Annotated in this window: 32 protein-coding genes; 7 read left to right on the forward strand and 25 right to left on the reverse strand. The window is 68.8% G+C overall.

Features of this window, described 5'->3' with window-relative positions; translation table 11 throughout:
* Positions 1 to 8 precede the first annotated feature (8 nt).
* Positions 9 to 554, reverse strand: a complete 546-nt coding sequence (locus ASD72_RS00905; protein WP_056878092.1) for a DNA-3-methyladenine glycosylase I — start codon at positions 552 to 554, stop codon at positions 9 to 11.
* Between the two features lie 101 nt (positions 555 to 655).
* On the opposite strand from ASD72_RS00905, the gene ASD72_RS00910 reads away from it, so the two are divergent.
* The 3 genes from ASD72_RS00910 (at position 656) to ASD72_RS00920 (ending at position 2,719) form a co-directional block, all read left to right on the forward strand.
* Positions 656 to 1,222 carry a YqgE/AlgH family protein gene (locus ASD72_RS00910; RefSeq protein ID WP_056878093.1) on the forward strand — a complete coding sequence of 189 codons (567 nt, stop codon included), beginning with the start codon at positions 656 to 658 and terminating at the stop codon, positions 1,220 to 1,222.
* An 82-nt stretch (positions 1,223 to 1,304) separates the two neighbouring features.
* A complete protein-coding gene (gene ruvX, locus ASD72_RS00915; RefSeq protein ID WP_056878094.1) occupies positions 1,305 to 1,754 on the forward strand; it encodes a Holliday junction resolvase RuvX in 450 nt (149 codons plus the stop codon).
* Positions 1,755 to 1,774: 20 nt separating this feature from the next.
* Positions 1,775 to 2,719, forward strand: a complete 945-nt coding sequence (locus tag ASD72_RS00920; protein WP_056878095.1) for an aspartate carbamoyltransferase catalytic subunit — start codon at positions 1,775 to 1,777, stop codon at positions 2,717 to 2,719.
* Positions 2,720 to 2,736: 17 nt separating this feature from the next.
* Here ASD72_RS00920 and ASD72_RS00925 read toward each other — a convergent pair whose 3' ends face one another.
* The 18 genes from ASD72_RS00925 to ASD72_RS01010 form a co-directional block, all read right to left on the reverse strand.
* The gene (locus ASD72_RS00925) at positions 2,737 to 4,296 is read right to left on the reverse strand and encodes a GGDEF domain-containing protein (protein WP_056878096.1); all 1,560 of its coding nucleotides are present in this window, start codon (positions 4,294 to 4,296) and stop codon (positions 2,737 to 2,739) included.
* Positions 4,297 to 4,436: 140 nt separating this feature from the next.
* A complete protein-coding gene (locus ASD72_RS00930; protein WP_056878097.1) occupies positions 4,437 to 4,712 on the reverse strand; it encodes a hypothetical protein in 276 nt (91 codons plus the stop codon).
* 2 nt (positions 4,713 to 4,714) lie between these two features.
* Complete coding sequence (locus ASD72_RS00935) at positions 4,715 to 5,518, reverse strand: prolyl oligopeptidase family serine peptidase (RefSeq protein WP_056878098.1); 804 nt, start codon at positions 5,516 to 5,518, stop codon at positions 4,715 to 4,717.
* A 77-nt stretch (positions 5,519 to 5,595) separates the two neighbouring features.
* A complete protein-coding gene (locus tag ASD72_RS00940) occupies positions 5,596 to 6,507 on the reverse strand; it encodes a DNA ligase (protein WP_235577894.1) in 912 nt (303 codons plus the stop codon).
* 101 nt (positions 6,508 to 6,608) lie between these two features.
* Positions 6,609 to 7,220, reverse strand: coding sequence for a DUF1294 domain-containing protein (locus tag ASD72_RS00945; protein ID WP_056878099.1), 612 nt, complete (start codon positions 7,218 to 7,220; stop codon positions 6,609 to 6,611).
* A gap of 9 nt (positions 7,221 to 7,229) precedes the next feature.
* Positions 7,230 to 8,591: a magnesium transporter gene (gene mgtE / locus ASD72_RS00950; protein WP_056878100.1), complete on the reverse strand. Its 1,362-nt coding sequence runs from the start codon at positions 8,589 to 8,591 to the stop codon at positions 7,230 to 7,232.
* A 166-nt stretch (positions 8,592 to 8,757) separates the two neighbouring features.
* Positions 8,758 to 10,479, reverse strand: a complete 1,722-nt coding sequence (gene ptsP / locus ASD72_RS00955) for a phosphoenolpyruvate--protein phosphotransferase (protein ID WP_056878101.1) — start codon at positions 10,477 to 10,479, stop codon at positions 8,758 to 8,760.
* Complete coding sequence (locus tag ASD72_RS00960) at positions 10,479 to 10,748, reverse strand: HPr family phosphocarrier protein (protein ID WP_056878102.1); 270 nt, start codon at positions 10,746 to 10,748, stop codon at positions 10,479 to 10,481. The genes ptsP and ASD72_RS00960 overlap by 1 nt, the downstream gene beginning before the upstream one ends.
* On the reverse strand, positions 10,741 to 11,133 hold the full coding sequence (locus tag ASD72_RS00965) for a PTS fructose IIA subunit family protein (protein WP_056878103.1): 393 nt from the start codon (positions 11,131 to 11,133) through the stop codon (positions 10,741 to 10,743). The genes ASD72_RS00960 and ASD72_RS00965 overlap by 8 nt, the downstream gene beginning before the upstream one ends.
* 104 nt (positions 11,134 to 11,237) lie before the next feature.
* On the reverse strand, positions 11,238 to 12,164 hold the full coding sequence (gene rapZ, locus ASD72_RS00970; RefSeq protein ID WP_081420059.1) for an RNase adapter RapZ: 927 nt from the start codon (positions 12,162 to 12,164) through the stop codon (positions 11,238 to 11,240).
* Entirely contained in the window at positions 12,161 to 13,111 is a 951-nt protein-coding gene (gene hprK, locus ASD72_RS00975; protein ID WP_056878463.1) for an HPr(Ser) kinase/phosphatase, read from the reverse strand. The genes rapZ and hprK overlap by 4 nt, the downstream gene beginning before the upstream one ends.
* A 159-nt stretch (positions 13,112 to 13,270) precedes the next feature.
* Positions 13,271 to 13,591: a ribosome-associated translation inhibitor RaiA gene (gene raiA, locus ASD72_RS00980; protein ID WP_056878104.1), complete on the reverse strand. Its 321-nt coding sequence runs from the start codon at positions 13,589 to 13,591 to the stop codon at positions 13,271 to 13,273.
* A gap of 261 nt (positions 13,592 to 13,852) precedes the next feature.
* Entirely contained in the window at positions 13,853 to 15,292 is a 1,440-nt protein-coding gene (locus ASD72_RS00985) for an RNA polymerase factor sigma-54 (RefSeq protein ID WP_056878105.1), read from the reverse strand.
* A 45-nt stretch (positions 15,293 to 15,337) separates the two neighbouring features.
* Positions 15,338 to 16,057, reverse strand: coding sequence for an LPS export ABC transporter ATP-binding protein (gene lptB / locus ASD72_RS00990; protein ID WP_056878106.1), 720 nt, complete (start codon positions 16,055 to 16,057; stop codon positions 15,338 to 15,340).
* A complete protein-coding gene (gene lptA, locus ASD72_RS00995; protein ID WP_056878107.1) occupies positions 16,057 to 16,566 on the reverse strand; it encodes a lipopolysaccharide transport periplasmic protein LptA in 510 nt (169 codons plus the stop codon). Before lptA ends, lptB begins: the two co-directional genes overlap by 1 nt.
* Complete coding sequence (gene lptC / locus ASD72_RS01000; RefSeq protein ID WP_056878108.1) at positions 16,544 to 17,107, reverse strand: LPS export ABC transporter periplasmic protein LptC; 564 nt, start codon at positions 17,105 to 17,107, stop codon at positions 16,544 to 16,546. The genes lptA and lptC overlap by 23 nt, the downstream gene beginning before the upstream one ends.
* Positions 17,104 to 17,649 carry an HAD hydrolase family protein gene (locus tag ASD72_RS01005; protein ID WP_056878109.1) on the reverse strand — a complete coding sequence of 182 codons (546 nt, stop codon included), beginning with the start codon at positions 17,647 to 17,649 and terminating at the stop codon, positions 17,104 to 17,106. Before ASD72_RS01005 ends, lptC begins: the two co-directional genes overlap by 4 nt.
* Before the next feature lie 59 nt (positions 17,650 to 17,708).
* Entirely contained in the window at positions 17,709 to 18,713 is a 1,005-nt protein-coding gene (locus ASD72_RS01010) for a KpsF/GutQ family sugar-phosphate isomerase (protein ID WP_056878110.1), read from the reverse strand.
* A 53-nt stretch (positions 18,714 to 18,766) separates the two neighbouring features.
* On the opposite strand from ASD72_RS01010, the gene ASD72_RS01015 reads away from it, so the two are divergent.
* From ASD72_RS01015 to ASD72_RS01025, 3 genes are read left to right on the forward strand one after another with little or no spacing between them, the layout of a single operon-like run.
* On the forward strand, positions 18,767 to 19,006 hold the full coding sequence (locus ASD72_RS01015) for a BolA/IbaG family iron-sulfur metabolism protein (RefSeq protein WP_056878111.1): 240 nt from the start codon (positions 18,767 to 18,769) through the stop codon (positions 19,004 to 19,006).
* A 53-nt stretch (positions 19,007 to 19,059) separates the two neighbouring features.
* Positions 19,060 to 20,331, forward strand: a complete 1,272-nt coding sequence (murA, locus tag ASD72_RS01020; RefSeq protein WP_056878112.1) for a UDP-N-acetylglucosamine 1-carboxyvinyltransferase — start codon at positions 19,060 to 19,062, stop codon at positions 20,329 to 20,331.
* The gene (locus ASD72_RS01025; protein WP_235577895.1) at positions 20,328 to 20,669 is read left to right on the forward strand and encodes an EF-hand domain-containing protein; all 342 of its coding nucleotides are present in this window, start codon (positions 20,328 to 20,330) and stop codon (positions 20,667 to 20,669) included. Before murA ends, ASD72_RS01025 begins: the two co-directional genes overlap by 4 nt.
* Before the next feature lie 45 nt (positions 20,670 to 20,714).
* On the opposite strand, the gene ASD72_RS01030 is transcribed toward ASD72_RS01025, so the two are convergent.
* The 6 genes from ASD72_RS01030 to purM are packed head-to-tail and all read right to left on the reverse strand — an operon-like array spanning position 20,715 to position 25,130.
* On the reverse strand, positions 20,715 to 21,389 hold the full coding sequence (locus ASD72_RS01030) for a DUF3108 domain-containing protein (RefSeq protein ID WP_162250329.1): 675 nt from the start codon (positions 21,387 to 21,389) through the stop codon (positions 20,715 to 20,717).
* Positions 21,390 to 21,411: 22 nt separating this feature from the next.
* Positions 21,412 to 22,101: a DUF3108 domain-containing protein gene (locus ASD72_RS01035; RefSeq protein WP_056878114.1), complete on the reverse strand. Its 690-nt coding sequence runs from the start codon at positions 22,099 to 22,101 to the stop codon at positions 21,412 to 21,414.
* 2 nt (positions 22,102 to 22,103) lie between these two features.
* Positions 22,104 to 22,820, reverse strand: coding sequence for a DUF3108 domain-containing protein (locus ASD72_RS01040; protein WP_056878115.1), 717 nt, complete (start codon positions 22,818 to 22,820; stop codon positions 22,104 to 22,106).
* A gap of 14 nt (positions 22,821 to 22,834) precedes the next feature.
* Entirely contained in the window at positions 22,835 to 23,488 is a 654-nt protein-coding gene (gene purN, locus ASD72_RS01045) for a phosphoribosylglycinamide formyltransferase (RefSeq protein WP_056878116.1), read from the reverse strand.
* Entirely contained in the window at positions 23,485 to 24,105 is a 621-nt protein-coding gene (locus tag ASD72_RS01050) for a DUF2238 domain-containing protein (protein ID WP_056878117.1), read from the reverse strand. Before ASD72_RS01050 ends, purN begins: the two co-directional genes overlap by 4 nt.
* Positions 24,106 to 24,113: 8 nt before the next feature.
* Positions 24,114 to 25,130, reverse strand: a complete 1,017-nt coding sequence (purM, locus tag ASD72_RS01055) for a phosphoribosylformylglycinamidine cyclo-ligase (protein WP_162250335.1) — start codon at positions 25,128 to 25,130, stop codon at positions 24,114 to 24,116.
* Between the two features lie 170 nt (positions 25,131 to 25,300).
* On the opposite strand from purM, the gene ASD72_RS01060 reads away from it, so the two are divergent.
* Positions 25,301 to 26,383 (forward strand): DUF2066 domain-containing protein, encoded by a 1,083-nt coding sequence (locus tag ASD72_RS01060; RefSeq protein ID WP_056878119.1) that lies wholly within the window; start codon positions 25,301 to 25,303, stop codon positions 26,381 to 26,383.
* Positions 26,384 to 26,386 lie beyond the last annotated feature (3 nt).

Consider the following 26,386-nt stretch of genomic DNA (forward strand, 5'->3'; position numbering starts at 1 on the left):
GCGGTGGATCAATGCCCGGCGCGCGCCATCCACGGCGGCCGCTGTTTCGCGGCGCGGCGATAGGCGGGGCAGTCCTCGCGGTGCGCCCCGGGCAGGTAGCCCAGGCTCATCAGGAACTCGTTGGTGATCTCGCCGCCGGTAAAGCGGAAGGTCTTCTTGAACAGCTTGACCCACTCGGCCTTGCCCAGCGGATGGTGGGCATCCAGCCATTCGGCGAAGCCGCCATGGCTGCCGCGCAGGCCCTGGATGACCTGGGCATTGTGGATGGCCGCTTCGATCTTCAGGCGGTTGCGGATGATGCCGGCGTCGGCCATCAGCCGCGCGCGGTCGCGCTCGCCGTATCGGGCGACCTTGTCGACGCTGAAGCCGTGGTAGGCGGCGCGGAAACCCTCGCGCTTGCGCAGCATGGTTTCCCAGCTCAGCCCGGCCTGGTTGATCTCCAGCAGCAGGCGTTCGAACAGCACCGCTTCCTCGCGCTGCGGGAAACCGTATTCGTGGTCGTGGTAGGGGCCGTGCAGCGGGTGGCCGGGGGCGATGTCGCAGTAGCCGGACATGGAAAAAGGATCGAGAGAGGGTCGCCGCATTCTAGGCGGCATCGCGGACGGTTCCCGTCCGCAGGGGGCGCACCTGCGCGCGCCGGGCTAGAATGACGTCCATGCAAAACGCCGCCACGCCCCTGGCCAACCAGCTGCTGATCGCGTCGCCGGCGCTGTCGGATCCGAACTTCGCCCGCAGCGTGGCGTTGATCTGCCAGCACGACGACGAAGGCGCGATGGGCGTGGTGGTCAACCGACCCTCCGAGTACACGCTGGGCGAAGTGTTGCGGCAGATGAACCTGGAAGCGCAGGATCCGCGCCTGGCCGACCAGATAGTCCTCGCCGGCGGCCCGGTGCACCCGGAGCGTGGTTTCGTGCTGCATGACGGCCCGCGCGCATGGGAGTCCACGCTGGCCGTGGCAGACGGGCTCTACCTGACGACCTCCCGCGACATCCTGGAAGCCATGGCGGCCGGCGACGGCCCTGCGCATGCGATCGTCGCGCTGGGCTGCGCGGGCTGGGGCGCCGGGCAACTGGAATACGAACTGGGCGAGAACAGCTGGCTCACCGCGCCCGCGGATGCCGAGCTGCTGTTCGCGCTGCCGCTGGAGCGGCGCTGGCAGGCGGCCGGCCAGCGGATCGGCGTGGACATGACGCGCCTGACGGACTACAGCGGCCACGCATGATCGCGCGCCCCGCCCCGCAGACGCCCTCTCCACGGCCACGGGTGCAGGATGGGATGCATATGTCCGAACGGAGGCAGATGGCATGAAGCTGGACGGCACCGTACTGGGATTCGACGTGGGCGCCCGCCGCATCGGCGTGGCGGTGGGCAGCGCCTTCGGCACCGGCGCACGCGCGCTGGCCGTGATCGACGTGCATGGCCATGGGCCTGATTGGCCGGCCATCGACAAGCTGCATGCGGAATGGAAGCCCGATGGCCTCGTCGTCGGCGACCCCATGACCCTCGATGGCGGCGACCAGCCGATCCGCAAGCGCGCCCATGCGTTCGCGCGCGAACTGCGCCTGCGCTACAACCTGCCGGTGGTGCTGGTGGACGAACGCACCAGCTCGGTGGAAGCTTCGCAACGCTTCGCGCTGGATCGCGCGGAAGGGCGCAAGCGCCGCCGCGACGCCGCCGCGCTGGATGCCGTCGCCGCCGCCGTCATCATCGAACGCTGGCTGGCCGCGCCGCACGACGCGACCCAGTTGACCTGACTTCTCCCACACGACACCCCATGACCCCACAACTCGATTCGGATGGACGCCTGCGGCACCTGCTGACCCTGGAAGGGCTGCCCCGCGAAACCCTGTGCCGGTTGATCGACCGCGCCGGCCAGATCCGCGACGCGGCGCTGGGCCGCACGCCGCGGCGGACGGTGCTCGACGGCACCACCATCTGCACGCTGTTCTTCGAACCCTCCACGCGCACCCGCAGCTCGTTCCACATCGCCGCACAGCGACTGGGCGCCGACGTGCTGAACTTCGACGCGTCCACCTCGTCCACCCGCAAGGGCGAAACCGCGCGCGACACGCTGCGCAACCTCGAGGCGATGGGCGTGCGCGGCTTCATCGTCCGCCACGCGGACGACGGTGCGGTCGCCGCATTGGCGGCCGAAGCGGGCGAAGGCACGGCCTTGATCAACGCCGGTGACGGCCGCAGCGCGCATCCCACCCAGGGCTTGCTGGACGTGCTGACGCTGCGCCAGGCGAAGGGTCCGGATTTCTCGAAGATGAAGGTGCTGATCGTCGGCGACGTGAACCATTCGCGCGTGGCGCGCTCGGACCTGCATGCGCTGCGCACGCTGGGTGCGGGCGAGATCCGCGTGTGCGGCCCGCGGTCGCTGCTGCCGGACGACGGCACGCTGGCCGGCTGCGAGGTCGGCCAGGATTTCGACGCCATGCTCGACGGCGTGGATGCGGTGATGATGCTGCGCCTGCAGCGCGAGCGCATGGAAGAAGGGCTGGTGGCCTCGCTGGAGGATTACCACCGCGACTACGGCCTCACCGCCACCCGCCTGACGCGTGCGGCCAAGGACGCCGTGGTGCTGCACCCCGGCCCGATCAACCGCGGCGTGGAGATCACCGACGAGGTCGCCGATGGCCCGCAGTCGCTGGTGCTGCGCCAGGTGAGCAACGGCGTGGCCGTGCGCATGGCCGTGCTGGAGACGCTGCTGGGCTGAGGCGCGTCGCGCCGGGGTCACTCCTCGGCGGCGACGACGCGGTCCTTGCCGGCCTGCTTGGCCTGGTACATCGCGCGGTCGGCGCGCGCGAGCAGTTCATCCTGCGATTCGCCCGGCCGCCAACGCGCCACGCCGGCGCTGAAGGTCACCATGATGCCGCGCCCATCGTGGATCAGCGGCTTGTGGGCCAGCCGGCCGCGCAAGCGTTCGAGCGTGCCGGTGGCTTCCAGGAAGCTGGTGTCCGGCAGCAGCAGCACGAACTCCTCGCCACCGAAACGTGCGATCGCATCGCTCGCGCGCAGCGTGGCGCGCGCCATCACCACCACATGGCACAGCGCGGCGTCGCCGCCGAGGTGGCCGTGGGCGGCGTTGATGTGGCGGAAGTCGTCCAGGTCCAGCATCGCCAGGCTCAAGGTCTGGCCGCTGCGCAGGGCGCGTACCGATTCGCGCTTGAACAGCTCGTCGAAGCCGCGCCGGTTCAGCGCTTCGGTCAGCTGGTCCACGCGTACCAGTTCGGAGACCGATTGCAGTTCCACTTCCAGGTCGGCGACGCGTTGTTCGGCCGCTTCCACCTCGCGTCGTGCCTCCAGCAGGCTGTCGCGCGCACGCAGTGCCTGCGCCTGCACGTCGGCGGTGTCCTGCAGGATGTCCTCCATGCGCTTGCCGAGCTCGGCGATGCTGCGGCTCTCGCGGATGGCCTGCGCGTGGAAGGTGATGCGGTCGTGGTATTCGCCGGTGCTGTTGGCCATGCCGTCCAGACGCTCGACGAAGGTCACCATCATGTCCTTCATCGAGGCCTTCGATTCGGCCAGCCCCTGCTTCAGCAGGCCCTGCTTGTAGATCACCTCGCGCAGGCCGGCGCGGGTCTGTTCCAGCGAAGTGCGGTCCAGCGGGCCCGCCAGCAGTTGGCGCACCGCGCCGATCTGGTCCTGCAGCCAGCTGCCGTCCTCGATCAGTTCGCCGACGTTCTCCAGCAGCAGGTCGAACAGGCTGCGCATCAGTTCCTGTGCATCGTCGACCTCGTGCGTGCGCACGCCGACCTGGAGGCAGAGTTCCTTCAGGTCCGCGCCCAGCGGGTCCAACGCCTGCGCGGGTTGCCACTGGCGGACGCGGTCGGCCAGCGCATGCGCCTGCGGCAACAGGGCGGCGTCGTCGCGCAGCAGGTGTTCGATGCCGCCCGCGAGCAGTTGGTGCAGCAGGTCGCGCAGTTGCTCGGCTTCGCCGGACAACGGCTCGTCCAGGATCGTGCGGATGTACTTGTCGATGAGCTGGCGCATCGCGCGGCCATAGCGCGGCCAGTCGCCGTCCGCATGCGCGGACTGCAGGCGCTCGCCCATGCCTTGCAGTTCGCCCGGCAGGCCGGCGACGCCATGGGCGAAGGCGGAGAGGAGCGCTGCGGGTTCTTCCGCATGGGCGAACAAGGCCTGCAGCTGCGCGCTGCTGATCGCCGGCCGCGACCGGGCCGTGCCCGTCGTGGTGAGTTCGTGCGATGAGGATGCGGTGGCCTCGCGACGGCGCGACCAAAACCGGCGGAGGCCGCCAGAAATTCCGGAGTTGTCGTCGGCTACGTCAGCCATCGGAAGTCGCTCGCACGGCCATGGGCGGATGCCCGTCAGCCACCAGGGGATGCCGGGTTATCGGCCGGGATCGGCGGCGGTTGAGGGCGCGATGGCGACCCGGGCCTGCCGCGGTTGCGAAGCGTGACCGGCGCCGCGGCTCAGTCGGCGGGCGGGAAGCGGGCCAGGGCTTCTTCGATGATCGCCAACTGGCCGGCGGCTTCGGCGTTGCCGGCAGCGGCGGCCTTGCGCACCCGGGCGAGGTCCGGGTGGCTGACGATCAACAGCAGGTTGCCGCAGGTGGGGCAGGCGTAGTCGGTGACGGCGTCGTGCAGTTCCATCGCCATGCCGCGGCTGTCGCCTTCCCAGCCGCAGGGACAGGCCAGCGTGCGTTCGCGCCAGCCATCGGCGAAATAGTCCTCGACCAGTTCCGACATGCTCAGCGACCCCGGCGCTGGGCGAACAGCCAGTCCCACATCGGGGCGTAGGCGTAGGTCGCGTCCCAGCTGTTGTGGTTGGCGTCGGGGAATTCGGTGTAGCGCGCGTCGCGCGCGCCGACGGCCTTCAGCGCGGCATCCATGCGGCGCGACTGCGAGGGCGGTACCACGTCGTCCTGGCCGCCGTGGAAGATCCACACCGGAACGTCCTTCAGGCGCTGTGCGGTGGCGGCGAACGGGTCGGCCGCATGGCCCACCGTATGTGCGCGCAGGCCGGGCCGTGCGTCGGTCCAGTCCACGGTGACGCCACCGCAGATCGGCACCAGCGCGGCGAAACGGGTGGGCTGCTGGAGTGCGAGTTCCCAGGTGCCGTAGCCGCCCATCGACATGCCGGTGAGATAGACGCGCGCGGGGTCGCCCTTGAACTCGCGCAGCGCCGCGTCGAGCGTGGCGAAAGCGATCGGGCCGGCATCCTCGGTCCACTCGGTGTCGTCGGGCGCCTGCGGGAACACCACCAGCGCCGGGAAATCCGCTGCGTGCTGGCGCAGGTACGGCCCCAGGCCCGCCATCGTCTGCTTCACGCCGTCGCTGCCACGCTCGCCGGAACCGTTGAGAAAGAGCACGGTGGGCACTGCGCCGGAGCGGAAGCGGGCGGCGGGGACGAAGACCTGGTAGCGGTAGGTCTTGCCTTCCAGCGTGACTTCGCGCGAAAGGAATTCGCCGGTCGGGGTCATCGGGGACGTTGTGGCACAGGCAGTCATCAGGGTCAGCAGCAGGGCCAGGCAGGCGGTGGCAAGAAAGCGCATGGCGGTCGCGATGTCGGGGAGCCGGGCGGCAGCATACCCCGTTGTACACGGGACAGCGCCGCGTCGTTCTGTGGGTTTCAGCGCTTCGGATCGGAGGGAGGCATGTCGTCGCGTACCCGCATGAAGCGGGCGAAACGCGGCAGCCCCGTCGAAGTGAGGCCGTTGTAGCGGTAGGTCAGCCACGCGCCCACGGGCGGCGGCGTGGCCCGCTGGGCATCGGTGAAGCCCGTACCGATACGGAAGCTGCGTCCTTCCGGCGTGCGCACCTGCAGGGCTCCCATCACGCCTGCGTACTTGCCTTTGCCGGGCAGGTGCGCGACCACCTGCGCCTCCGCGTCTTCGTGGGGCTTGTACTTCAGCAGGTCCTCGCTGCGCCCGGCGCGGTAACGCGCGGTGCCTCGATGCAGCATCAGGCCCTCGCCGCCGACGGCGACCACGCGCGCCAGTTCCGCCTCCAACTCGGCGGTGGTGTCGAAGCGTCGCTGCGGGATCATCGCCAGGTGCGGGCTGCGCGCGGCCGAGGCCAGGGCGCGCATGCGCACGACGCGCTCGGCGAACGGCCCCGGGTGCGCCGGCAGGTCGAACGCCATGAAGCGCGCGCCACGCCAGGCCTGCGCATCGGCTCCGACGCGACGGACCAGGGCGTTGATTTCGTCGAAGCGTCCACGTGCCATCCACAGCTCGCCGTCCATGGGTTCGGCCGGCCACCCGCGGGTGAACCCGTCCGGTGCCGCGATCCGCGCACCGCCACGCGTCCACAGCGCCCGCCCGTCCCAACGTGCGCGTACGCCATCCAGCTTCTCGCTGACCAGGAACGCCGCGACCGGCACGCCCCCGCGGTACGTGGTCGCCAGCATCGGATCGGGGGGTGGCGCCGACAGGGCGGACCAGGCCAGCAGGCATAGCAGGGCAGTCAGGAACAGGCGCATGGCGATGGCGAACAGGGCCGAGGAAGCGTCAGCCTCGCGTGCGTGGCCGAGTGCCGGCATCGGCACACCTCGCGTCCGTCTATAGGAAAGCGCCCCGTGGCGTGATCGGTCGGGGCAGCAGGATCAGCCTCGCCGAGCGGGGGGAACCCGGCGTACCGGGTTCAAGGCCGCGTCCAGCACCACGCGATCAGCGCGCTGGCATGCAGGGCCACCATCGCCCAGAACGCGGCGCGGTAGCCGGGCTTGCGCGATTTGTGCCGCAGCGTCCGCTGCGCGATCCATGCGCCGGGCCAACCCCCGGCGAGTTCGAGCAGGTGCAGCGTCGATTCGGGCGTGCGCCAGCGACCGGTCTGCGCCGCATGCTTGTCCAGCGCATAGACGACGAAGGTGATCGCCGATACTCCCAACACGACGAACACCGCTTCGAATGGAAGCCGATCGCTGCGGATCGCCCAGGCGAGGAACAGTGCGTACAGAGTCACCGCCCCGGCTCCGGCGAGCGGGGAGGCAGTGCGTGGCGCATCGGTTGCGCGCATGAACGGCTTCGCATGGCGCGCGGCAGGTACGGCCCGGCGTACCGCCCGCGCGCGCCACTTGCCGTCGGGCTGGCGCTGCGCGGTGAACTTCACCATTTCACCGACCTCGGGCCGACGACCCTCGAGCCGGTAATCGCGGACGTGGAAGAACACCCGGGCCGGCTCGCCATCGAGCGGAGCGATGAAGCCGAAGCCGCGGTCGTCGTTCCATTCGCCGACCTTGCCGAGTCGCTCCATGCGCGGCTCTCAGTGCAGCAGGATCAGCGTCGCCAGGCCGAGGAAGCAGAAGAAGCCCATCACGTCGGTGACCGCGGTGACGACGACGGTGCCGGCGACGGCGGGGTCGATGTTCATGCGCTTCAACAGCAGCGGCAGCAGTACGCCGGCGGTGGCGGCGGCGCAGAAGTTGAGCACCAGCGCCATCGCGATCACCAGCGACAGCATCGGGCTGCGGAACCACAGGAACGCGATCAGGCCGACGATGCCGCCGATCAGCACGCCGTTGATCAGCGCCACGCGCAGTTCCTTCCACCACAGGATGCGCGCGTTGCTGGCGCCCACCTGGCCCAATGCGAGGCCGCGCACCATCAACGTCAGCACCTGCACGGCGGCGTTGCCGCCGATGCCGGCGACGATGGGCATCAGCACGGCCAGCGCAACGATCTTCTCGAGGGTAGCATCGAACTCCTTGATGACCGTCGCCGCCATGAACGCAGTGAACAGGTTGATGCCCAACCACACCACGCGGCCGCGCACGGCGCGCTTGACCGGCGAGAACAGGTCCTCGTCCTCATCCAGGCCGGCGGCGCCCAGCGCCTGGTGCTCGGCCTGCTCGCGGATGATGTCGACCACGTCATCGATGGTGATGCGGCCGAGCAGGATGTTGTTGTCGTCCACCACGGGGGCGGAAACCCAGTCGTGGTCGGAGAACTGGCGCGCGACTTCCTGCGCGCTCTCGCCCACGTCGATGGCCGGCTGCTCGTCGTCGATCAGCCGGTTGATGGGCGTGGTGTCCTCGTGCGTGACCAGCGCGGCCAGCGGCACGCGACCGAGGTACTGGTGGCGGCGGCTGACCACGTACAGGTGGTCGGTGTGGTCCGGCAGTTCGCCGCGCAGGCGCAGGTAACGCAAGACGACGTCGACGTTGACGTCGGCGCGCACGGTGACCACGTCCGGGTTCATCAGGCGGCCGGCGGTGTCCTCCGCGTACGACAGCACCTGTTCCAGGCGCTCGCGGTTCTCGCGGTCCATCGACTTGAGGACTTCGTCGATGACGGTGTCGGGCAGGTCCTCGACCAGGTCCGCGAGATCGTCGATGTCGAGGTCCTCGACCGCGGCGACGATCTCGTCGGTGTCCATGTCCGCCAGCAGGCTCTCGCGCACCTCGTCGCCGACGTGCACCAGCACCTCGCCGTCGTCCTCCGGATCGACCAGGCCCCAGACCACTTCGCGCTTGCCCGGCGGCAGCGATTCCAGCAGGTTGCCGATCTCCGCGGGCGACAAGGTATTGACCAACCGGCGCACGGGCCCCAGCCGACCGCTGTCGAGCGCGTCGGAGAGCAGGCGCAACTGGCGTGCGGTCTTGTCGTGGCGGATGGTCTCGACCATTCGGTACTCCGGAATGGGGCCGATCCGTCAGGCGGATGCGACCGGGGCATCAAGCGTTCATTCCGCCATTATCGCCCGGCCTGCGATTTATGGACACCCTGCAGAAGTCGCGATGAGGCACCTGCGGTGGTCGATCGCGACTGACGTCGCTCCCACAACGGAAGGATCAGGGTGCGATGGCGGCTTTGAGCCAGCGTTCGATGCCGGCGCGGTCGCGCGCCTGCAGCAGCTTCGCCGCGCGGGCCTGCAGGTCGGACAGGTCGCTGTCGCGGATCGCCTTGCGCAGCTCCAGCAACGTCGCCGGATGCAGGCTGAACTCGCGCAGGCCCAGGGCCAGCAGCATCGGCGCGAGAGTGGCGTCGCCGGCGATCTCGCCGCACATCGCCACCGGCACCTTGTGTTCGGCGCCGATGCTGATGATGTGGCGAAGCAGGCGCAGCACGCCGGGATGCAGCGGCGAATAGAGTTCGCCCAGGGCTTCGTTGTTGCGATCGGCCGCGAGCAGGTACTGGACCAGGTCGTTGGTGCCGATCGAGACGAAGTCCACCACGTCCACGAATCCATGGAAGGCGATCGCGGCCGCGGGCACCTCGATCATCGCGCCCAGTTCGACATGCTCGGCGATCTCGTGCCCCTGCTTGCGCAGCTGCAGCCCGACGCGGCGGAGGCGACGGCGGACCTCCAGCAGCTCCTCGCGGCCGCTGACCATCGGCACCAGGATGCGTACCGGGCCGTAGGCCGAGGCTCGCAGGATCGCCCGCAACTGGGTGTCGAACACGTCCGCATGCGCGAGCGACAAGCGCACGCCGCGCAGGCCGAGCGCGGGATTGTCCTCGTCGCCCACCACCAGGCCGGTGCGGTCCGCCTTGTCGGCGCCAAGGTCGAGCGTGCGGATCGTCACCGGCCGCCCGCTCATGCCCAGCGCAAGGTCGCGGTAGACCTGGAACTGCTCGTCCTCGCCGGGTAGCTCGCGGCGCTGCAGGAACAGGAACTCGGTGCGGTACAGCCCCACGCCGGCAGCGCCGAGCGCATGGGCGTTGGCGACATCCTCCATCGATTCCGCATTGGCCCACAGCCCGATGTCGACGCCATCGCGGGTGCGGCTGGGCTTGGAGCGCAGGCGGCCGAGCTCGCGCGCTTCGCGTGCGGCGTCGCGCAACCGTTCGCGGTAACGGCGCAGGTCGTCCGGGTCGGGATTGACCACGACTTCGCCGGTGCTGCCGTCCACCAGCAGCACGTCGCCGTCGTTGATGCGCTGCAGGGCCTGCGCATTGCCCACCACCAGCGGCAGGTGCAGGCTGCGCGCGAGGATGGCGCTGTGCGACAGCGCGCTGCCGGCCGCCGTGATCACGGCCACGACGCCCTGCTGCTGGAGCTCGGCCAGTTCCGACGGGGCCACGTTGTCGCTGACCAGGATCTCGCCGGCCACGCCGGGCGTGTCGGCCGCGCGCTGGTGCAGGTGCGCGTGGATGCGCCCGATCACATGGTCGAGATCGTCCATGCGGCTCTTGAGGTACGCGTCGTCCATGCCGTCGAACACGGCGGCAAGGCGGTCGCGCTGGAGGCGCAGGGCATAGTCGGCGGTGTAGCGGCCGGCGCGGATCAGTTCGTCCAGGCCGTGCAGCAGTTCGGGGTCGTCGAGCAGCAGCGCGTGCAGGTCGAGGAACTCGCCGACTTCCTTCGCCAGCGCGCCATGCAGGCGCGCACGCAGGCTGTGCATCTCGCGGCGGGTGGCGTCGACGGCTTCGTGCAGCCGCACCAGTTCATCGTCGATCTGGTCCTGGCGGATGTGCTGCTCGGCGACGTCCAGGACGTGCGGCAGCCGGACCCGGGCACGTCCCAGCGCGCTGCCGCGCGAAGCCCCGTGGCCCGGCAGCAGCGCCCGCATCAGGCGTCCTCGTCGAATCGTCGCTCGAACAGCGAGACGATTTCCTGCATCGCGGCCACTTCATCTTCGCCTTCGATGCGGACGATGACCGGGGTGCCCTGGCCGGCAGCCAGCAACATGACGCCCATGATGCTCTTGGCGTTCACCTCGCGGCCCTTGGCCGCCAGCGTGGCGTTGCAGCGGAAGCCGGCCAGCGTCTGCACGAGCTTGGCGGTCGCGCGCGCATGCAGGCCCAGGCGGTTGGAAATAGTGAGTTCGCGCTCAAGCATCGTCGTGAATGACTCCATTGCGTGCGCCGGCGGCGGCGGTCGCCGGCAGTTCGTCCAGTCCCTGTTCCGAATAGTTCATCACCCGCAGCAGCATCGGCAGGCTCAACGCCGAGACGCGCCGGACCGGCGTGCCCAGGCGGGCGAGCTTGCCGGCCAGGTTGCTGGGGCTGGCCCCGTACAGGTCGGTCAGCACCAGCACACCGTCGCCGCCGTCCACGCGCCGCAGCGCGGCGGACGCCTGCGGCAGCAGCGCGTCCAGGTCGGCGTCGAACGGCACCTCGAAGGCCTCTGCCTTCAGGGGCAGTTGCCGCAACAGCGCCGTGGCGACGGCGAGGATCGCCGCACCCACGCCGGGATGAGTCACAAGAAGAATGCCACAGGCCATGCTGGAACGTTAACAGACCGGCATGACGCGCTGGAAGCCGCGCCGGTGGAACGATGCGGCGCCCGGAGTGGGCGTCAGTCCATCTCCGGTCCGCCCCGCTCTTGTCAGTCCAGTTCCCGGTGGAAGGTGGCCACTTCCTCCCAGCCCTGCTCGCGCGCATGCCGGGCGAGCGTCTCGGCCAGGTACACGGAGCGGTGCTTGCCGCCGGTGCAGCCGAAGGCGATGGTCACGTAACTCCGGGTCTCGCCGCGCAGGCGTGGCAGCCAGGTGTCCAGGAAGCCGCTCACCTGGCCGACGTACTCGGCGACCTCCGGTTGCGCGTCCAGGAACGTCCGCACCTTCGGGTCGCGGCCGGCATACGGGCGCAGGTCCGGGTTCCAGTGCGGGTTGGGCAGCACGCGGGCGTCGAAGACGAAGTCGGCATCGGCCGGCACGCCGCGCTTGTAGGCGAAGGATTCGAACAGCAGCGACAGCTGTGCGCTCTTGTTGAAGGCGAACTCGGCGATGATCCGGCGCCGCAGCTGGTGCACGTTGAGCTGGCTGGTGTCGATGATGACATCGGCTTCCGCGCGCAACGGCTCGACGATGGTGCGCTCCTGCCGGATGGCTTCCTGTAGCGACAGGCCGCCATGGCCCAGCGGATGCCGGCGACGGGTATCGGAATAGCGCCGCAGCAGGACCTCGTCGCTGGCGTCGAAGAAGATCAGCCGGCCTTCCAGCCCCAGCTGCGCAAGGGCGGCGCGCCATTGCGCCAACCGGGACAGATCGCTCTGGCGGCTGCGCACGTCGATGCCGACCGCGATCTTCGGCGGCAGTTCGTCCTCGCGCATCAGGCTGCGCACGAACGAAGGCAGCAGGTCCACCGGCAGGTTGTCGACGCAGTAGTAGTCCAGGTCCTCGAAGGTCTTCAGGGCGACCGACTTCCCCGAACCGGACAGGCCGCTGACGATGACGACGGTGGGCGCAGGCGGGGGCGGTGCGCCGTTCTCGTCGTGCGCCGGGTCGGCCTGCGGGGCGGTCGGGTCCGTCATGGGGTGCTGCGCTCGAGCAGGTTGCTGTGGCGCGCGATGAACATGGCGGCGGGGTCGATGCCCTTCGTCCGCAGGATGTGCAGGCGCGTCGCCGCTTCGGTGAGCACGGCCAGGTTGCGGCCGGGCATCACCGGCAGGGTGATCAGCGGCACGTCGAGGTCCAGTACGTGGCGCGTGCCGGAGTCGCCGGTCAGGCGCTCGTAGCCATGCGGGTTGGGCTCGGTCATCGGGCGCGTGAGGTGGACGATCAAGCGCAGGTACTTGTTCTTCTTCACCGCCGTGTCGCCGAACATCTCGCGCACGTTGAGCACGCCCAGGCCGCGCACTTCCAGCAGGTCCTGCAGCAGCTCGGGGCAGGTGCCGTCCAGCACGTCCGGCGCGATCTGGGTGAATTCGGGCGCGTCATCGGCGACCAGGCGGTGCCCACGGCTGAGCAGTTCCAGCGCGAGTTCGCTCTTGCCGGATCCGGCTTCGCCGGTGATCAGCACGCCGATCGAATAGATCTCCATGAAGACGCCGTGCAGCGTCACCCGCGGCGCCAGCGTGCGCGCGAGATGGTAGGAGATGTGGTTGAGCAGTTCGTGGCCGCGCTTGGGCGAGACCCAGAGCGGCGTGTCGTTCTCGTTGGCGGCCTCGCGCAGGTCCTCGGGGCACGACTGGTTCTTGCTGATGACCAGGGCCAGCGGCTTGGCTTGCACGATCTTCTCGATGGTTTCCCAGCGCTGGCGCGAATCCAGCGAGTCGAGCCAGGTCAGCTCCTCCGTGCCGAGGATCTGCACCTTGTTGGGATACACGGCATTGAGGTAGCCGGCCAGCGATGGGCGTCGCGAAAGGGTGTCGCCGGCTTCCAGCACCCGCTTCTCGCCTTTCTGGCCCGCCAGCCAGCGCAGGACCAGCTTGTCCTTCTGGTGGTCGAACAATTCACGGGCGGTGATGCTGGTGTTCATCATGCGGAGGCGGCCGGCAGGAAGAGGGTGCCGGTTCGCGAGCGGACGGTGGAATCGGCGAGGCCAGTGTAAAGGGGCGGTGCCTGCTTCGCGACCGCAGAGGGCCGCTCCGTTGCGGAGCGGCCCGGGGACAGGGCGCGGCGATCGCCGCGCATCGACTCAACCGATCAGTTCGCCGCGCACACCGATGCGCTGAACGTCGGAACGTTTTTCCTTGTGTTTGACCAGCAGGCGATCGAGTTTGTCTGCCAGGACATCGATGGCGGCGTACATCGTCTGCGCGCCGGCGTCGGCATGCAGGGTGCGGCCGGCGACGTTGATCGTGGCTTCGGCCAGGTAATCGGGCTTGCGGGTCCCCAGTTGCGTACGGACTTCGAAGGGTTGATCGAAGTGGCGTTCCAGCCGCTTCAGCTTGGTCTCGACATATTCGCGCAGGGCGGGAGTGACTTCGATTTCATGGCCGTAAGTCTCGATACGCATGTGTGCCTCCTTCGGGTCTGTAGAGCCGCGCGGCTGCGCGGAACGCGTGTCAGGTGAACTGACAACGCAGGTGCGTCTGGGTTCCTGCAATTCCTCCTTCGTGGAGCGATGGAAAAGGCTGCCTTCAGGGACAAGATGGACCCGTTGGCGGCAACTATCAACCGTCCGCGTGCATTTTTTGCGAGCGCGAGGCGAGGTGTTAGGAAAGTGTTTCGGGCGACGCGTACGCGGTCACGGAAACGGCTTGCGCCGGTCGTCGGTTCAGCCGATGCGCACGCGCTCGTGAGAAGACAGGATGTTCAGCGCTTCGCGGTACTTGGCCACGGTGCGGCGCGCCACCGGGATGCCGGACGCCTTGAGCAGGTCCGCCAGCTTGGCGTCGGACAGCGGCTTGCGCGGATTCTCCGCATCCACCAGTCGTCGGATCATGGCCTGGATGGCGGTGCTGGAAGCCTCGCCGCCGCCTTCGGTGTCGATGCCCGAGGCGAAGAAGGAGCGCATGGGCAGGGTGCCGCGCGGCGTGCGCACGTACTTGCGCGCGATGGCGCGCGACACGGTCGATTCGTGCAGGCCGACGTCTTCGGCCACATCGCGCAGAGTGAGCGGGCGCAACGCCTGCTCGCCGAATTCCAGGAACCCGGCCTGCTGGTGCAGCAGGCAGCGCATCACCTTGAGCAGCGTTTCGCCCCGGGCTTCGACACTCTTGAGCAGCCAGCGCGCTTCCTGCAACTGCGCCTTGAGGTAGCCGGCATCGCTGTCGCCGCACTGGCGGATCATCTGCTCGTAGCCGCGATGGATGGTGATGCGCGGCAAGGTGTTGCCCGCGAGCGCCGCGCGCCACACGCCGCGCTGGCGCCAGACCACGCAGTCGGGCACCACGTAGGTGTCGTGCGACAGGTCGCCGACCTGCGCACCGGGCTTGGGGTCGAGCGTGCGCAGCAGCTGTACCGCTTCCTCGACCTCGGCGACGGGAAGTTTCATTTCCTGCGCGATGCCGGCCACGCCACTGCGAGGCAGGCGTTCCAGTGCGGTCTCGGCGATCCTGATCGCCAGTGCCTTGCCGGGCGTGTCGTCGCTGAGCACCGACAGCTGCAGATGCAGGCATTCGCCGAGCGAGCGCGCCGCCACGCCGACGGGATCGAAGCGCTGCACCTGGTGCAGCACCACGAGGATGTCGTCCTCCGCGGCCTCGATCTCGGGGCGCAACGCCTCGACGATGTCGGAAAGCGGTTCGCGCAGGTAGCCGTCGTCTTCCAGTGCGTCGATCAGTGCGGCGCCGATCGTGCGATCGCGCGGAGACAGGTGGGACAGGTGCAGTTGCCACAGCAGGTGGCCGTGCAGGGTGTCCGCTTCGACCACGCGCTCGGCGGGGCTGCCGTTCTCGTCGTCGTCGAATGAGCCGCCGCCGGACGAGGTCCAGGGACCATCGTCGGGAGACCAGTCATCGCGCGCTTCGCCTCCCTCGCCTTCGCCTTCTTCGCTGCGCGTGCGTTCGGCGGGCGGGGCCTCCTCCTCGTTGCCGCGGGGCGCGGTGGACTCCTGGTCGGATTCCACCCAGTCGAGGAGGGGGTTGGTTTCGACGGCCTCGGTCAGTTCGACTTCGAGTTCCGTGGTCGACATCTGCAACAGGCGGATGGCCTGACGCAACTGCGGCGTCATGACCAGATGCTGTCCCAGCGATGTCTGAAGGCGTGGCTTCATTCCCGACCTTGGAAACCCGAGGCGGCCAAAAGCCGCCGACGGGGATCACAGGCGGAAGGTCTCGCCCAGATAGACCCGGCGTACGTCCGGATTGGCCAGCAATGCGTCCGGGGCCCCCTGCGCCAGAACGCTACCGGCATTGAGGATATACGCCCGGTCGCAGATTCCCAAGGTTTCGCGCACGTTGTGGTCGGTGATGAGGACGCCGATGCCGCGATCCTTGAGGTGTTTCACGATGCGCTGGATCTCGCCGACCGAGATGGGGTCGACGCCGGCGAAGGGCTCGTCCAGCAACATCAGGCGCGGCCGGGCCGCCAGGGCGCGCGCGATTTCCACGCGCCGCCGTTCGCCACCGGAGAGGCTGGCGCCCAGTTGGTCGGCGACGTGGGTGATCTGCAGCTCGTCCAGTAGCGAGGCCAGTTCGAGGTCGATGCCGGCCGCATCCAGGTCCTCGCGCAGCTCCAGCACCAGCCGGACGTTGTCGGCCACCGACAGCTTGCGGAACACCGAGGGCTCCTGCGGCAGGTAGCCCACGCCGAGCTTGGCGCGGCGGTACATGGGCTCTGCGGTGATGTCCTTGCCATCGAGCTCGATGGTGCCGGCGTCCGCGGCGACCAGGCCGACGATCATGTAGAAGCAGGTGGTCTTGCCGGCGCCGTTGGGGCCCAGCACGCCGACCACTTCGCCGGGCTGCAGGGTCAGGCCGAAGTCGGCGACGACCTCGCGTTGCTTGTAGCGCTTGCGCAGTCCCTTCGCGATCAACATCAGTTCTTGCCCTGTGCCGGCGCGGCGGTCTTCGGCGGGATCACGGTCTTGATGCGCGAACCATCGCCGCCGGCCTGCATGTTGCCGGTCTTGGTGTTGTAGACCATGCGCTGGCCGCTGTTCGAACCGCGATCCGACTTGACGGTGTAATTGCCGATGAAGGTGATGGTCTCGGTCTTCATGTCGTATTCCACGCGGTCCGCCTGCGCGTCCATCCAACTGCCGTTGTCCATCTGCTGCTTCATCTTCACCTGCTTGCCGGTGAAGACCGTGCGCGAGATCTCGCCGCCGGCCATGTAGATCTCGGCCGCGCTCGAGCGGATCTCCAGCGAGCCCTGGGTGACCACCACGCCGCCCGACAGCAGGGTCTTGCCGTCGCCTTCGAGGTTGCCGGACTGGCCACCGGCGTCGATCGACATGGCCTGGTTGCGGTCCGTGGACTTGGCCGCCGCACCTGCGGCAGGCAGCAGGAGCAGCAGTGCGGCGCTAGCGAGCAGAACGCGGTTCATAGATGGATTTCACCTGGGATTTGAATTCGTAGGCCTTGGTCTTGAGATTGGTCTCGAAACCACGCCCGGTCAGTCTAGAGCCGGGCTGGGTGACCGTCACCTCGTCGTCGGTCTGAGCGAGGTCGCGGTCGGGGAATACATTCAGTGACGCCGTGCGGAAGTCCGCCTGGCGCGCGCTGCCCGCCGGCGAGGTCCCGTGCACGTCGCCGCGCAGGCGCAGCTCCTCGCCCTTGGCGCTCAGCCAGCCGGTCTTCGAGCGCAACTCCCACGAGCGGCCCTGTTCCTCCGGCAGCAGGAACAGCGGGGTGGCGATCGTGTAGGTCTCGTCGCGGGGGTCGCGGGTCATCAGTGGCGCACGGACCGCCACGGCTTCCTTGCCCTCGCCGTTGAGCGCGATCATCTCGAAGTCGCGCATGACGTAGTCGGAGCGGTCCGCCAGCACACGGTTCGGCGGCGGGATGTCGCGGTTCTTCCAGGCGGACCAGCCGCTGACGATGGCGGCCAGCAGCAGCACCAGGCCGAGGACGGCGCGCCAGCTCATGCCATCCCCCCCTCGAACGCCGGCGCATGGCCCTGCGCGCCCAGCAGCAGGTCGCAGGCTTCGCGGGCCGCGCCCTGGCCGGCGGGCCGGCGGGTCCGCCAGTGCGCGCGGCGGGCGGTCCACGGGTGTGCGTCGGCGGGTGCGATGGCCAGGCCCACGGCATCGAAGGGGGGCACGTCCGGCAGGTCGTCGCCCATGAAGGCCACTTCGTCCAGCCCGATGGCCAGCGTCGTGCAGAGTTCGCGCACCTTCGCCAGCTTGTCCTTGGTGCTCGTGAAGACCTGTACGCCCAATTCGCGCCCGCGGGCCGCGGCGACGGTGCCGCCCCGGGCCGTGATGAAGGCGACCTCGATGCCGGCCCGCTTCAGCAGGACCAGCCCCTGGCCGTCCTGGACATGGAAGGCCTTCTGCTCGCGACCCTCGCCGTCCAGGTAGATGCGGCCATCGGTCAGCGTGCCATCCACGTCGAAACACGCCAGGCGGATGCGCGTGGCGCGGGCCAGCACATCGTCGGTCAGGTCGTGGAGATGGCGCAGGGGCATAGGCTCAGGATGGGGTGGGGAAGGCGGCACGGCAAGCCGGTTGCGGGAGGGAAACGCGGTTACACCACGCGGGCGCGCAACAAGTCGTGAATGTTGAGGGCACCGACCGGGCGCTGTTCATCATCCACCACCAGCAGACCGCTGATCTGGTGGGTTTCCATCAGGCGCGCCGCTTCCACGGCGAGCTGGTCGGCACCGATCGTCTTGGGCTGGCGCGTCATCACGTCGGCGATCCGCGCGCTGCGCAGGTCCAGCGCCGGGTTGTCGAGGGTACGGCGCAGGTCGCCGTCGGTGAAAAGCCCTGCCAGGCGCCCATCGGCATCGACCACGGCGGTCATGCCCAGGCGCTTGCGGCTCATCTCCACCAGCGCTTCGCTGAGGGTGGCGGAAACGTCCACGCGCGGCACGTCGTCGCCGGCATGCATGACATCGGTGATGTGCAGCAGCAGGCGGCGGCCGAGGCTGCCGGCCGGGTGGGAGCGGGCGAAATCGTCGGCGGTGAAGCCGCGGGCATCGAGCAGGGCCACGGCCAGCGCATCGCCCATCGCCAGCGAGGCGGTGGTGCTGCTGGTGGGGGCGAGATCGAGCGGGCAGGCCTCTGCCGGCACGCTCACGTCCAGGTGGATATCGCTTTCGCGCGCCAGCGTGGACTGCGGCCGGCCGGTCATGGCGATGACGGTATTGCCCTGGCGCTTGAGCACCGGCAGCAGCGTCAGCACTTCGTCGGATTCGCCGGAGTACGACAGCGCCAGCACCACGTCGGCATCGGTGATCATGCCCAGGTCGCCGTGGCCGGCCTCGCCCGGATGGACGTAGAACGCAGGCGTGCCGGTGGAGGCGAGCGTCGCGGCGATCTTGCGCGCCACATGGCCGGACTTGCCCATGCCGGTGCACACCACGCGGCCGTGGCCGGCCAGGATCGCGTGGCAGGCGGCCGAGAACGTGCCGTCCAGGCGGGCCGCCAGGGCATCCAGTGCGCGCGCCTCGATCTCGATGACCCGGCGTCCGCTGGCGGCCAGGCTGGCAGGCAGGACGGAGCGGGACAGGGGGTTCGGCTGGGACATGCGGATGGGGCGCCGACGGTTAGAATGGCCGGGTATTTTATTAGGAAAGCCCGTTGGACGCCGAAACCATCCGTAAACTGATCGAATCCGGCCTGCCGGGCGCCCAGGCCGACGTCCAGGGCGACGATGGCGTCCATTTCGAAGCCACCGTCGTGGCCGAGGCCTTCCGCGGCAAGCTGCCGCTGGCGCGCCACCGCCTCGTCTACGCGACCCTGGGCGAGCGCATGGGCGGCGAGATCCACGCCCTGCAGCTGCGCACGCTGACGCCTGAAGAAGCGGCCGCGGCGCCCTGACGCCTCGCGATTCCGTCCCCACTCTCCTCTCCGACCTTTCCTTCCGGACTTCCATGCAGAAGATCATCGTTACCGGTGGCAACGCGCTCAACGGCGAAGTCACCATCTCCGGCGCCAAGAACGCCGTGCTCCCCATCCTGTGCGCGACCCTGCTGGCGGATGCGCCGGTGGAAATCACCAACGTGCCGCACCTGCACGACGTGGTGACCACGGTGAAGCTGCTGGGCGAGCTGGGCGCCGGCATCACCATCGACGAGGGCACGCTGGCGAAGGGGCGCGGCATCACCGTCGATCCGACCACCGTCAGCCGCTTCGTGGCGCCGTACGAGCTGGTCAAGACGATGCGCGCCTCGATCCTCGTGTTGGGCCCGTTGGTCGCGCGCCACGGCGCGGCGGTGGTGTCGCTGCCGGGCGGCTGCGCGATCGGTTCGCGCCCGGTCGACCAGCACATCAAGGGCCTGCAGGCGCTCGGGGCGGAGATCACCGTCGAGAACGGCTACATCAAGGCCCGCGCGGCGCGCCTGAAGGGCACCCGGTTCGTGTTCGACATGGTCACCGTGACCGGCACCGAGAATGTCATGGCGGCCGCCACGCTCGCCGAAGGCACCACCGTGCTGGAAAACGCCGCGATGGAGCCGGAGGTCACCGACCTGGCCGAGTGCCTCAATGCGCTGGGCGCGAAGATCGAAGGCGCCGGCACGTCGCGCATCGTGATCCATGGTGTCGAACGCCTGGGCGGCGGTCGCCACTCGGTGGTGCCGGACCGCATCGAGACCGGCACGTTCCTCGTGGCCGGTGCCATGACGGGCGGCAAGGTGATCGTGCGCAACGCGCGCCCGGACACGCTGGAGGCCGTGCTCGACAAGCTGACCGAAGCCGGCGCGACGATCGAAACCACCACCGACAGCATCACCCTCGACATGCACGGCAAGCGACCGAAAGCGGTCAGCCTGACCACGGCGCCGTACCCCGCATTTCCCACCGACATGCAGGCGCAGTTCATGGCGCTCAACTGCGTGGCGGACGGCGTGGGTGTGATCAACGAGACGATCTTCGAAAACCGCTTCATGCACGTCAACGAACTGCTGCGCCTGGGCGCCGATATCCGCGTCGAAGGCCACACCGCCATCGTGCGCGGCGTTGAGCGGCTGGGTGGCGCGCCGGTGATGGCGACCGACCTGCGCGCGTCGGCATCGCTGATCCTGGCGGGCCTGGTAGCCGACGGCGAAACCACCATCGACCGCATCTATCACCTGGATCGTGGCTACGAGAACATCGAAGAAAAACTCGGTGGGCTCGGCGCGAAGATCAGGCGCGTGTCGTGAGTCGGCCCGATCCGGCACTGTCGGGCATCCGGCCGCGATTCCCGCTGCGCCGCAAGATCCTGCTAGGCATCGTGGTCGCGCTGCTGGCGCTGGTGGCGTGGCTGCACTACACGGGTTCCGCGGCCACCCATGGCATCACCACCCGGGACATGGACTGGAACGCGGATGGCACGGTCACGCAGGGCGAGATCGCGCAGGCGATCTTCACCGTGGTGGTGGAGCAGAAGCAGGATGGCCGGCGGCAGTGCGACACCTTCGCCTGGCGAAGCGGAGCGGGCACGATCCGGATGGATTGCAAGACCGTATTCCAGGCCGACGCAGTCCCGGCCAAGGAATGAAGAAAGCCCGGCATTGCCGGGCTTTTTCATGGTGCTTCCCGTGCGTCAGCGCCAGGAAGTGAGTTGGAGTCGGAACACTTCGCTTCCATCCTCGCGCTGCACGATGCGCACAGGCGCGGGCACCCCGGCGGCAATCCATGCCGTCGTCTGTTTGCCGCCGGCGCTTTGCACCACTTTGGTGGTGTCCAGCGCGCGTCCTGCGACGGTGATCTTTTCGCGGCCGGCGACGCGGTAGGCCTGTGGCTTGGCTTTGCCGTTCTCCACCAGCCGGTAATTCATCGTGGTGCGCCCGAACCCGACGTCGCGCACGAGCGCCAGATTCACCAGCAATGCATCCATGTCGCCGGTCTGCATGGCCACCGGACCTGCGCGCTGGGGCTTCACGTCGCCCGTCCAGCGCACCCGCATCGCCCGCCAGTCGTAGTGGGTGACGATCGATCGCGTTTTCATCAGATAGGTGGAGCGGTCGCTTCCGCCAAGGGGCCGATAGCGGCCGGCGGCATCCTCGAAGACCGTGGCCTGGCTGATGTTCGCCACCGAGTTGCGGATGCCCATCGAGTAGGTCCAGCGTGTGCCCTGTTGCGTCAGCGACATGGCGCCACCTGCGGAGATGCCTTTGAAGGAGGCTTCGTACTGCGCGGTGAACGGCGTGAGCGCCAGTGCAGGCGCGGCTACCCACGACAGCAGGGCAACGCAGGTGGCGGAGAGCGGGATGGACATCCGTGTCACGGCCGGCCTCGCTTCAGCGCCAGGATTTCAGCGTCAGGTCGATGGTGTCCTGGCCGTTCTCGCGTTGCAGGATGCGCGCGGGCACCGGCGCATCGGCCACTACCCACACGATGGTCTGCTTGTCGCCGTCGGTACGGATGACCTTGGTGGCGTCCTGCGCCTTGCCGCCCAGGGTGATGCGTTCCTTGCCGGCGACCTGGTAGGTCATCGCCTTGGCGCGGCCGTTCTCGACCATGCGGTACGTCAGCGGCTTGCCGGCGACGACATCGCGCACGATGGCCAGGTTGACCAGGAGCGCGTCCATGTCGCCCGCCTGCAGTTTCACCGGGCCGGCGCGATCGGGCTTGATGTCGCCGGTCCAGGTCGCCTGCGCCTTCGACCAGTCGTACACGGTGTTGACGTTCTTCTTCTTGATCAGCAGGCGCGAGCTGTCGCTGCTGTTCAACGGACGCATGCGGCCATCCTGCTCGTCGAACACGGTCTTCTGGCTGAGATCGACAGCCTGGTTGCGTACGGTCAACGTGTATTGCCAGCGATTGCCCGGCTGCGGTGCGACCACCATCTGGCCTTCGCCGCTCATGCCGAGGGCGCTGGCGTTGTAGTTCGCGGTGAAAGCCTCCACGGCGAGCGCCGGTGCGGCGGCGGCGCCGAGCAGCATCGCGGCGATCAGCATGCGCGGGATGGGGAAGGGCTTCTTCGTCATGCTCAGGGCACTCCTTGGTATTCGACCAGGCGCAGATCGATGCCGTCCTGACCGTCCTCCCGCTGCAGGATGCGCACGGGGGTGGGTACGCCGTCGGCGACCCAGAAAATCGTTTCGTCGTTGCCGCCATTGGTGCGGCTGACACGCAAGGCACTGTAGCTCAGATCATCGACGGCGACCGTCTCCGCCTCGGCGGATACGGCATAGGCGTATTCGCGGACGCGGCCATTGTCGACCACGCGATAGGTGAGTTGCCGGCCGGGCGCGGCATCGCGGATGACGGCCAGGTTCATCAGCAGCGCACTGAGGTCGCCCGCCTGCAGTGGCAGCGGGGCGCGGCGGTTCTTCTTGATGTCGCCCTGCCATTGCGCCGTGTGAGTGGTCCAGTCGTAGGTGCCGACCATCTTCTTTCCCATCAGCAGGGCGTGACGGACGGTGGCCTGGCTACGGGGACGGAACAGGTCGCCTTCCACGTCGAAGACGGTGCTCTGTTCGATGTTCAGGCCCGCCAGCCGCGCGAAACCGCGCGTGCCCTTCACGTTGAGGTCGATCTGCCACTGTTCCCCGCCACGCGGCACGACCTTCATGCTCGCGCTGCCTGCCAGCTTGCCCTCGTTGTAGGCCTGGTAGCTGGCCACGAAGGGCTCCAGCGCCTGGGCAGGCACTGCCAGTCCGGCCAGGAGCAGGCCAAGCAGGGGGAGGCGTAGGTTGAAGGGCATCCGGAGGGGCGGCGTCAGGGAATCAAACGGTCGGTTGAATCTAGAGACAGGGGATTTAATAGCGCCTGACCATGACGGAATGCCGTATCTCCCTGTTCAGCTAACTCGCCGGCCACCGCGAGCCGCAGGGCCGCCACCAGCAGGGCATGTTCACGCGGCAACAGCCGTGCCGCGAGGGTTTCAGGGGTGTCGCCGGCCGTGATCGGGATGCGCACCTGGCCGATGACGGCGCCCGCATCGAGTTCAGGCACCACGAAGTGCACGCTGGCGCCATGTTCGGCGTCGCCAGCCTCCAGGGCGCGGGCGTGGGTATGCAGGCCGCGGTATCTGGGCAGCAGGGAGGGATGGATGTTCAGCAGCCGGCCGCGGAAGCGCGCGATGAAGGCTTCGCCCAGGATGCGCATGTAGCCGGCGCAGACGATCCAGTCCGGTCGCGATGCGGCAACGGCGTCGGTCAGTGCGGCTTCGTAGGCCGTTCGGTCGGGAAAGCCGGAGGGCTTGGCGCTCCAGCGGGCTGCGGGCGGCACGAGCTGGAGCGCGGGCGCCGCCGGACGGTCGGAGAACACGCCTGCGACCTCGGCCTCCAGCGTGCCCGCTTCGATGGCCCGCAGGATCGCCTGCAGGTTGCTGCCCCTGCCGGACGCCAGGATGGCGATGCGGGCCGTCATGGCGCGACCTGCCTGCGCTCGGCGCGCGCCAGTGGCCAGGTCGCGAGGGCGCCGAGCGTGGCGAGCAGCATGTCGGCGTGGGCATCCCAGACATCGCCCTGCTGGCCGTTGTAGGACTCGGCGGCGTCCGGCGACATCGTCAGCGCGATGCCCCATTCCAGCCACTCGTAGACCAGGCTGCTGCACATGATGAGCATCACCGCGCCGCCGAAGGCCTGACCCAGCGTCAGCGCCGGCCAGCGCTGGCGCAGCCAGTGCCAGATCGCCGGGGCGAAACATACGCCGTATATCAGGTGGATGAAGCGGTCGAAGTGGTTCCGTCGCCAGCCGAACGTCTCCGCAGGCGACCAGCCGAACGCGGCCTGCAGCCACGCGTCGTACGGCACGTAGGAGTAGAGCCAGCGTGCGCCGACGCAGTGCGCCACGATGAAGGCGCAGATGAGCACGAAATGGAGCGGCCGGAGGGGCCAGCGACGGTCGTGCCACCACAGCCAGCCCAGGCCCAGCACCGTCAGGCTGCTGTGCATGGCCTGTTCGACGGGCCAACGCGGCGCGATCCAACTGGCCGCGAACACGACCAGCGTCAGGCCGAAGGCGATCCCCTTGGCGCGCGACATCGCGCCGCTCAACCGATGCGGACGCGCTCGCCGCCCTGGGCCGGCACCACCTGGCCGATCTGCCAGTGCGCCAGCTGCAGGCGCGCGAGGTCGGCCTGCACGGCCGGCACCTGGTCTGGCGCCACCACCAGCACGAAGCCGATGCCGCAGTTGAACGTGCGCCACATTTCGGTGTTCTCCACCGCGCCTTCGCGCTGCAGCCAGTCGAATACCGGCGGCAGCGCCCATGCGCTGGCGTCGATCTCCAGGCCCAGGCCGTCGGGAATGACGCGGATGATGTTCTCGGTCAGGCCGCCACCGGTGATGTGCGCCATGCCGTGCATGTCATGCGCCTGCAGCAGTTCCAGGATCGGCTTCACGTAGAGCGTGGTCGGTGCCATCAGTGCATCGGCGAGCTTCACGCCGCCGACGTCGATGTCGGACGGGCGACCGGCGCGGTCGTAGATGCGACGGACCAGCGAATAGCCATTGGAATGCGGGCCACTGGAGGCGATGCCGATCAGCACGTCGCCGGCGCGCACCTTGGCGCCGTCCAGCAGGCGCGATTTCTCCACCGCGGCCACGCAGAAGCCGGCGAGGTCGTACTCGCCCGGGCCGTACATGTCCGGCATTTCCGCCGTCTCGCCGCCGATCAGTGCGCAGCCGGAGAGCTCGCAGCCGCGGGCGATGCCGCCCACCACGGCCACCGTGGTGTCGACGTCGAGCTTGCCGGTGGCGAAGTAGTCGAGGAAGAACAGCGGCTCGGCGCCCTGCACCAGCACGTCGTTGACGCACATGGCGACCAGGTCGATGCCGATCGTGTCGTGACGGCCCAGCTGCTGCGCGAGCTTGAGCTTGGTGCCCACGCCGTCGGTGCCGGAGACCAGCACGGGCTCGCGATACTTGCCCGACAGGTCGAACAGGGCCCCGAAGCCACCCAGGCCGCCCATCACCTCGGGGCGGAAGCTGCGCTTGACCAGCGGCTTGATGCGTTCGACCAGTTCGTTGCCGGCGTCGATGTCGACACCCGCGTCGCGATAGGTCATCGGGGTGGGGGCGGGCGTCGTCGGCTGGGTCACGGGCGGTCTTCGGCGGGGCAAGAGGCGTGATTTTAAAGGAATCGCCACCGGAATCGGCCGGCCTGAACGGCTGGCGTTGGCGAGGGCAGGTCATTCGGGCAACAATTCGGGGGGTCTGAAGAGCTCAAGGACGCTCGATGCGCCGTATTTCCGGTTTTGCCCTCGCTGCCGCGCTGCTCCTGGCCGCCACGCTCACGACGCTCCCCGTACAGGCCCAGTCCGGCCTGCGCACGGAAGGCGATGCCGTGTCGGCGCGCGGGCTGTACCAGGCGGAAGTGCCGGTCAACGGCCAGGGCGAAGCGGAGCGCCAGGGCGGTTTCGCGCGCGCGCTGGGCAGCGTGCTCGGCAAATTGTCGGGCGACCGCGGCGTGATGTCGCGTCCGGGCGTGGGCGCCGAACTGCGCAACGCCAAGGACTACGTCGATGGCTACGACTACCGCCAGGACCAGGGCACGTCGGCTTCCGGCGCCCCCACGTTCCGCACCACGCTGGTCGTGCGTTTCGACGAAGACCAGGTGAATGGCCTGGCCGGCGCGCTCGGCCTGCCGATCTGGCCCCAGCCGCGCCCCAAGCCGGTGGTGTGGCTGGCGATCAACGATGGCAGCGGTCCTCGCCTGGTAGGCCTGCCGCAATCCAACGCCGCGCGCCCGCTGCTGAATCGCGCGGTCGAGCGCGGTTACAGCCTCGGCCTGCCCGCCGGCGGTGCTGCGGAGCAGGCGCTGGTCGGCGCCATCTGGCGCCAGGACACCGCCGCCGTGGCGCGTGCGTCCTCGCGCTACAGCCCGCCCATGCAGGTGATCGGCAAGCTGTACCGCGACAAGAGCGGCTGGACGGCCGACTGGGTGTTCGTCGATGCCGGCAAGGTGCTGGCGAAGTGGTCGATCACCGACGCCGATGCGCGGCGCGCGATGGCGTCCGGTGCCGATGGCACGGCCGATGCGCTGGTGAAGCGCTACGGCAAGCGGGGTACTGCCGGACCGGCGGGCACCTATCGCGTCGTGTTTTCCGGCGTGCGCAGCACGGATGACTACCTGCGCCTGACCGGCCACCTGCAGAAGATGGCCGTCGTCCGTCGCATCACGCCGGTGCGCGCGAGCGGCGATACGCTTGAGTTGGATCTCGAACTGGTCTCCGGCCTGGCCGGCTTCCGCCGCACGATGGGCGACCAGGCACCTTTCACCGGGGGCGAAGGCGAGCCGCCTGCCTTCCAGATGCGCTGACCT

Origin of the sequence: Pseudoxanthomonas sp. Root630 (genome assembly GCF_001427585.1) — a bacterium.
In the GTDB taxonomy this organism is placed as follows: domain Bacteria; phylum Pseudomonadota; class Gammaproteobacteria; order Xanthomonadales; family Xanthomonadaceae; genus Pseudoxanthomonas_A.

Bases quoted from the DNA above. Each gene is read 5' to 3' on its own strand.
- lptC (WP_056878108.1), bottom strand. From the start codon at position 17,107: ATGAGCTGGCGCGCCGTCCTCGGCCTGGTGCTGCTGCTGGCCGCCATC.
- ruvX (WP_056878094.1), top strand. From the start codon at position 1,305: ATGAAGCTGGACGGCACCGTACTGGGATTCGACGTGGGCGCCCGCCGC.
- ASD72_RS01040 (WP_056878115.1), bottom strand. From the start codon at position 22,820: ATGCCCTTCAACCTACGCCTCCCCCTGCTTGGCCTGCTCCTGGCCGGA.
- ASD72_RS00905 (WP_056878092.1), bottom strand. From the start codon at position 554: ATGTCCGGCTACTGCGACATCGCCCCCGGCCACCCGCTGCACGGCCCC.
- ptsP (WP_056878101.1), bottom strand. From the start codon at position 10,479: ATGCGGGCGCTGCTGCCGGGCCACGGGGCTTCGCGCGGCAGCGCGCTG.
- lptA (WP_056878107.1), bottom strand. From the start codon at position 16,566: ATGAACCGCGTTCTGCTCGCTAGCGCCGCACTGCTGCTCCTGCTGCCT.
- ASD72_RS00920 (WP_056878095.1), top strand. From the start codon at position 1,775: ATGACCCCACAACTCGATTCGGATGGACGCCTGCGGCACCTGCTGACC.
- ASD72_RS01050 (WP_056878117.1), bottom strand. From the start codon at position 24,105: ATGTCGCGCGCCAAGGGGATCGCCTTCGGCCTGACGCTGGTCGTGTTC.
- ASD72_RS00935 (WP_056878098.1), bottom strand. From the start codon at position 5,518: ATGCGCTTTCTTGCCACCGCCTGCCTGGCCCTGCTGCTGACCCTGATG.
- ASD72_RS00945 (WP_056878099.1), bottom strand. From the start codon at position 7,220: ATGGAGCGACTCGGCAAGGTCGGCGAATGGAACGACGACCGCGGCTTC.
- ASD72_RS00985 (WP_056878105.1), bottom strand. From the start codon at position 15,292: ATGAAGCCACGCCTTCAGACATCGCTGGGACAGCATCTGGTCATGACG.
- purN (WP_056878116.1), bottom strand. From the start codon at position 23,488: ATGACGGCCCGCATCGCCATCCTGGCGTCCGGCAGGGGCAGCAACCTG.
- ASD72_RS01010 (WP_056878110.1), bottom strand. From the start codon at position 18,713: ATGTCCCAGCCGAACCCCCTGTCCCGCTCCGTCCTGCCTGCCAGCCTG.
- ASD72_RS01035 (WP_056878114.1), bottom strand. From the start codon at position 22,101: ATGACGAAGAAGCCCTTCCCCATCCCGCGCATGCTGATCGCCGCGATG.
- raiA (WP_056878104.1), bottom strand. From the start codon at position 13,591: ATGCGTATCGAGACTTACGGCCATGAAATCGAAGTCACTCCCGCCCTG.
- ASD72_RS01005 (WP_056878109.1), bottom strand. From the start codon at position 17,649: ATGCCCCTGCGCCATCTCCACGACCTGACCGACGATGTGCTGGCCCGC.
- ASD72_RS00960 (WP_056878102.1), bottom strand. From the start codon at position 10,748: ATGCTTGAGCGCGAACTCACTATTTCCAACCGCCTGGGCCTGCATGCG.
- ASD72_RS00910 (WP_056878093.1), top strand. From the start codon at position 656: ATGCAAAACGCCGCCACGCCCCTGGCCAACCAGCTGCTGATCGCGTCG.
- ASD72_RS01030 (WP_162250329.1), bottom strand. From the start codon at position 21,389: ATGTCCATCCCGCTCTCCGCCACCTGCGTTGCCCTGCTGTCGTGGGTA.
- mgtE (WP_056878100.1), bottom strand. From the start codon at position 8,591: ATGGTCGAGACCATCCGCCACGACAAGACCGCACGCCAGTTGCGCCTG.
- ASD72_RS00965 (WP_056878103.1), bottom strand. From the start codon at position 11,133: ATGGCCTGTGGCATTCTTCTTGTGACTCATCCCGGCGTGGGTGCGGCG.
- hprK (WP_056878463.1), bottom strand. From the start codon at position 13,111: ATGAACACCAGCATCACCGCCCGTGAATTGTTCGACCACCAGAAGGAC.
- ASD72_RS00925 (WP_056878096.1), bottom strand. From the start codon at position 4,296: ATGGCTGACGTAGCCGACGACAACTCCGGAATTTCTGGCGGCCTCCGC.
- ASD72_RS01060 (WP_056878119.1), top strand. From the start codon at position 25,301: ATGCGCCGTATTTCCGGTTTTGCCCTCGCTGCCGCGCTGCTCCTGGCC.
- ASD72_RS00930 (WP_056878097.1), bottom strand. From the start codon at position 4,712: ATGTCGGAACTGGTCGAGGACTATTTCGCCGATGGCTGGCGCGAACGC.
- purM (WP_162250335.1), bottom strand. From the start codon at position 25,130: ATGACCTATCGCGACGCGGGTGTCGACATCGACGCCGGCAACGAACTG.
- lptB (WP_056878106.1), bottom strand. From the start codon at position 16,057: ATGTTGATCGCGAAGGGACTGCGCAAGCGCTACAAGCAACGCGAGGTC.
- rapZ (WP_081420059.1), bottom strand. From the start codon at position 12,164: ATGACGGACCCGACCGCCCCGCAGGCCGACCCGGCGCACGACGAGAAC.
- murA (WP_056878112.1), top strand. From the start codon at position 19,060: ATGCAGAAGATCATCGTTACCGGTGGCAACGCGCTCAACGGCGAAGTC.
- ASD72_RS00940 (WP_235577894.1), bottom strand. From the start codon at position 6,507: ATGCCGGCACTCGGCCACGCACGCGAGGCTGACGCTTCCTCGGCCCTG.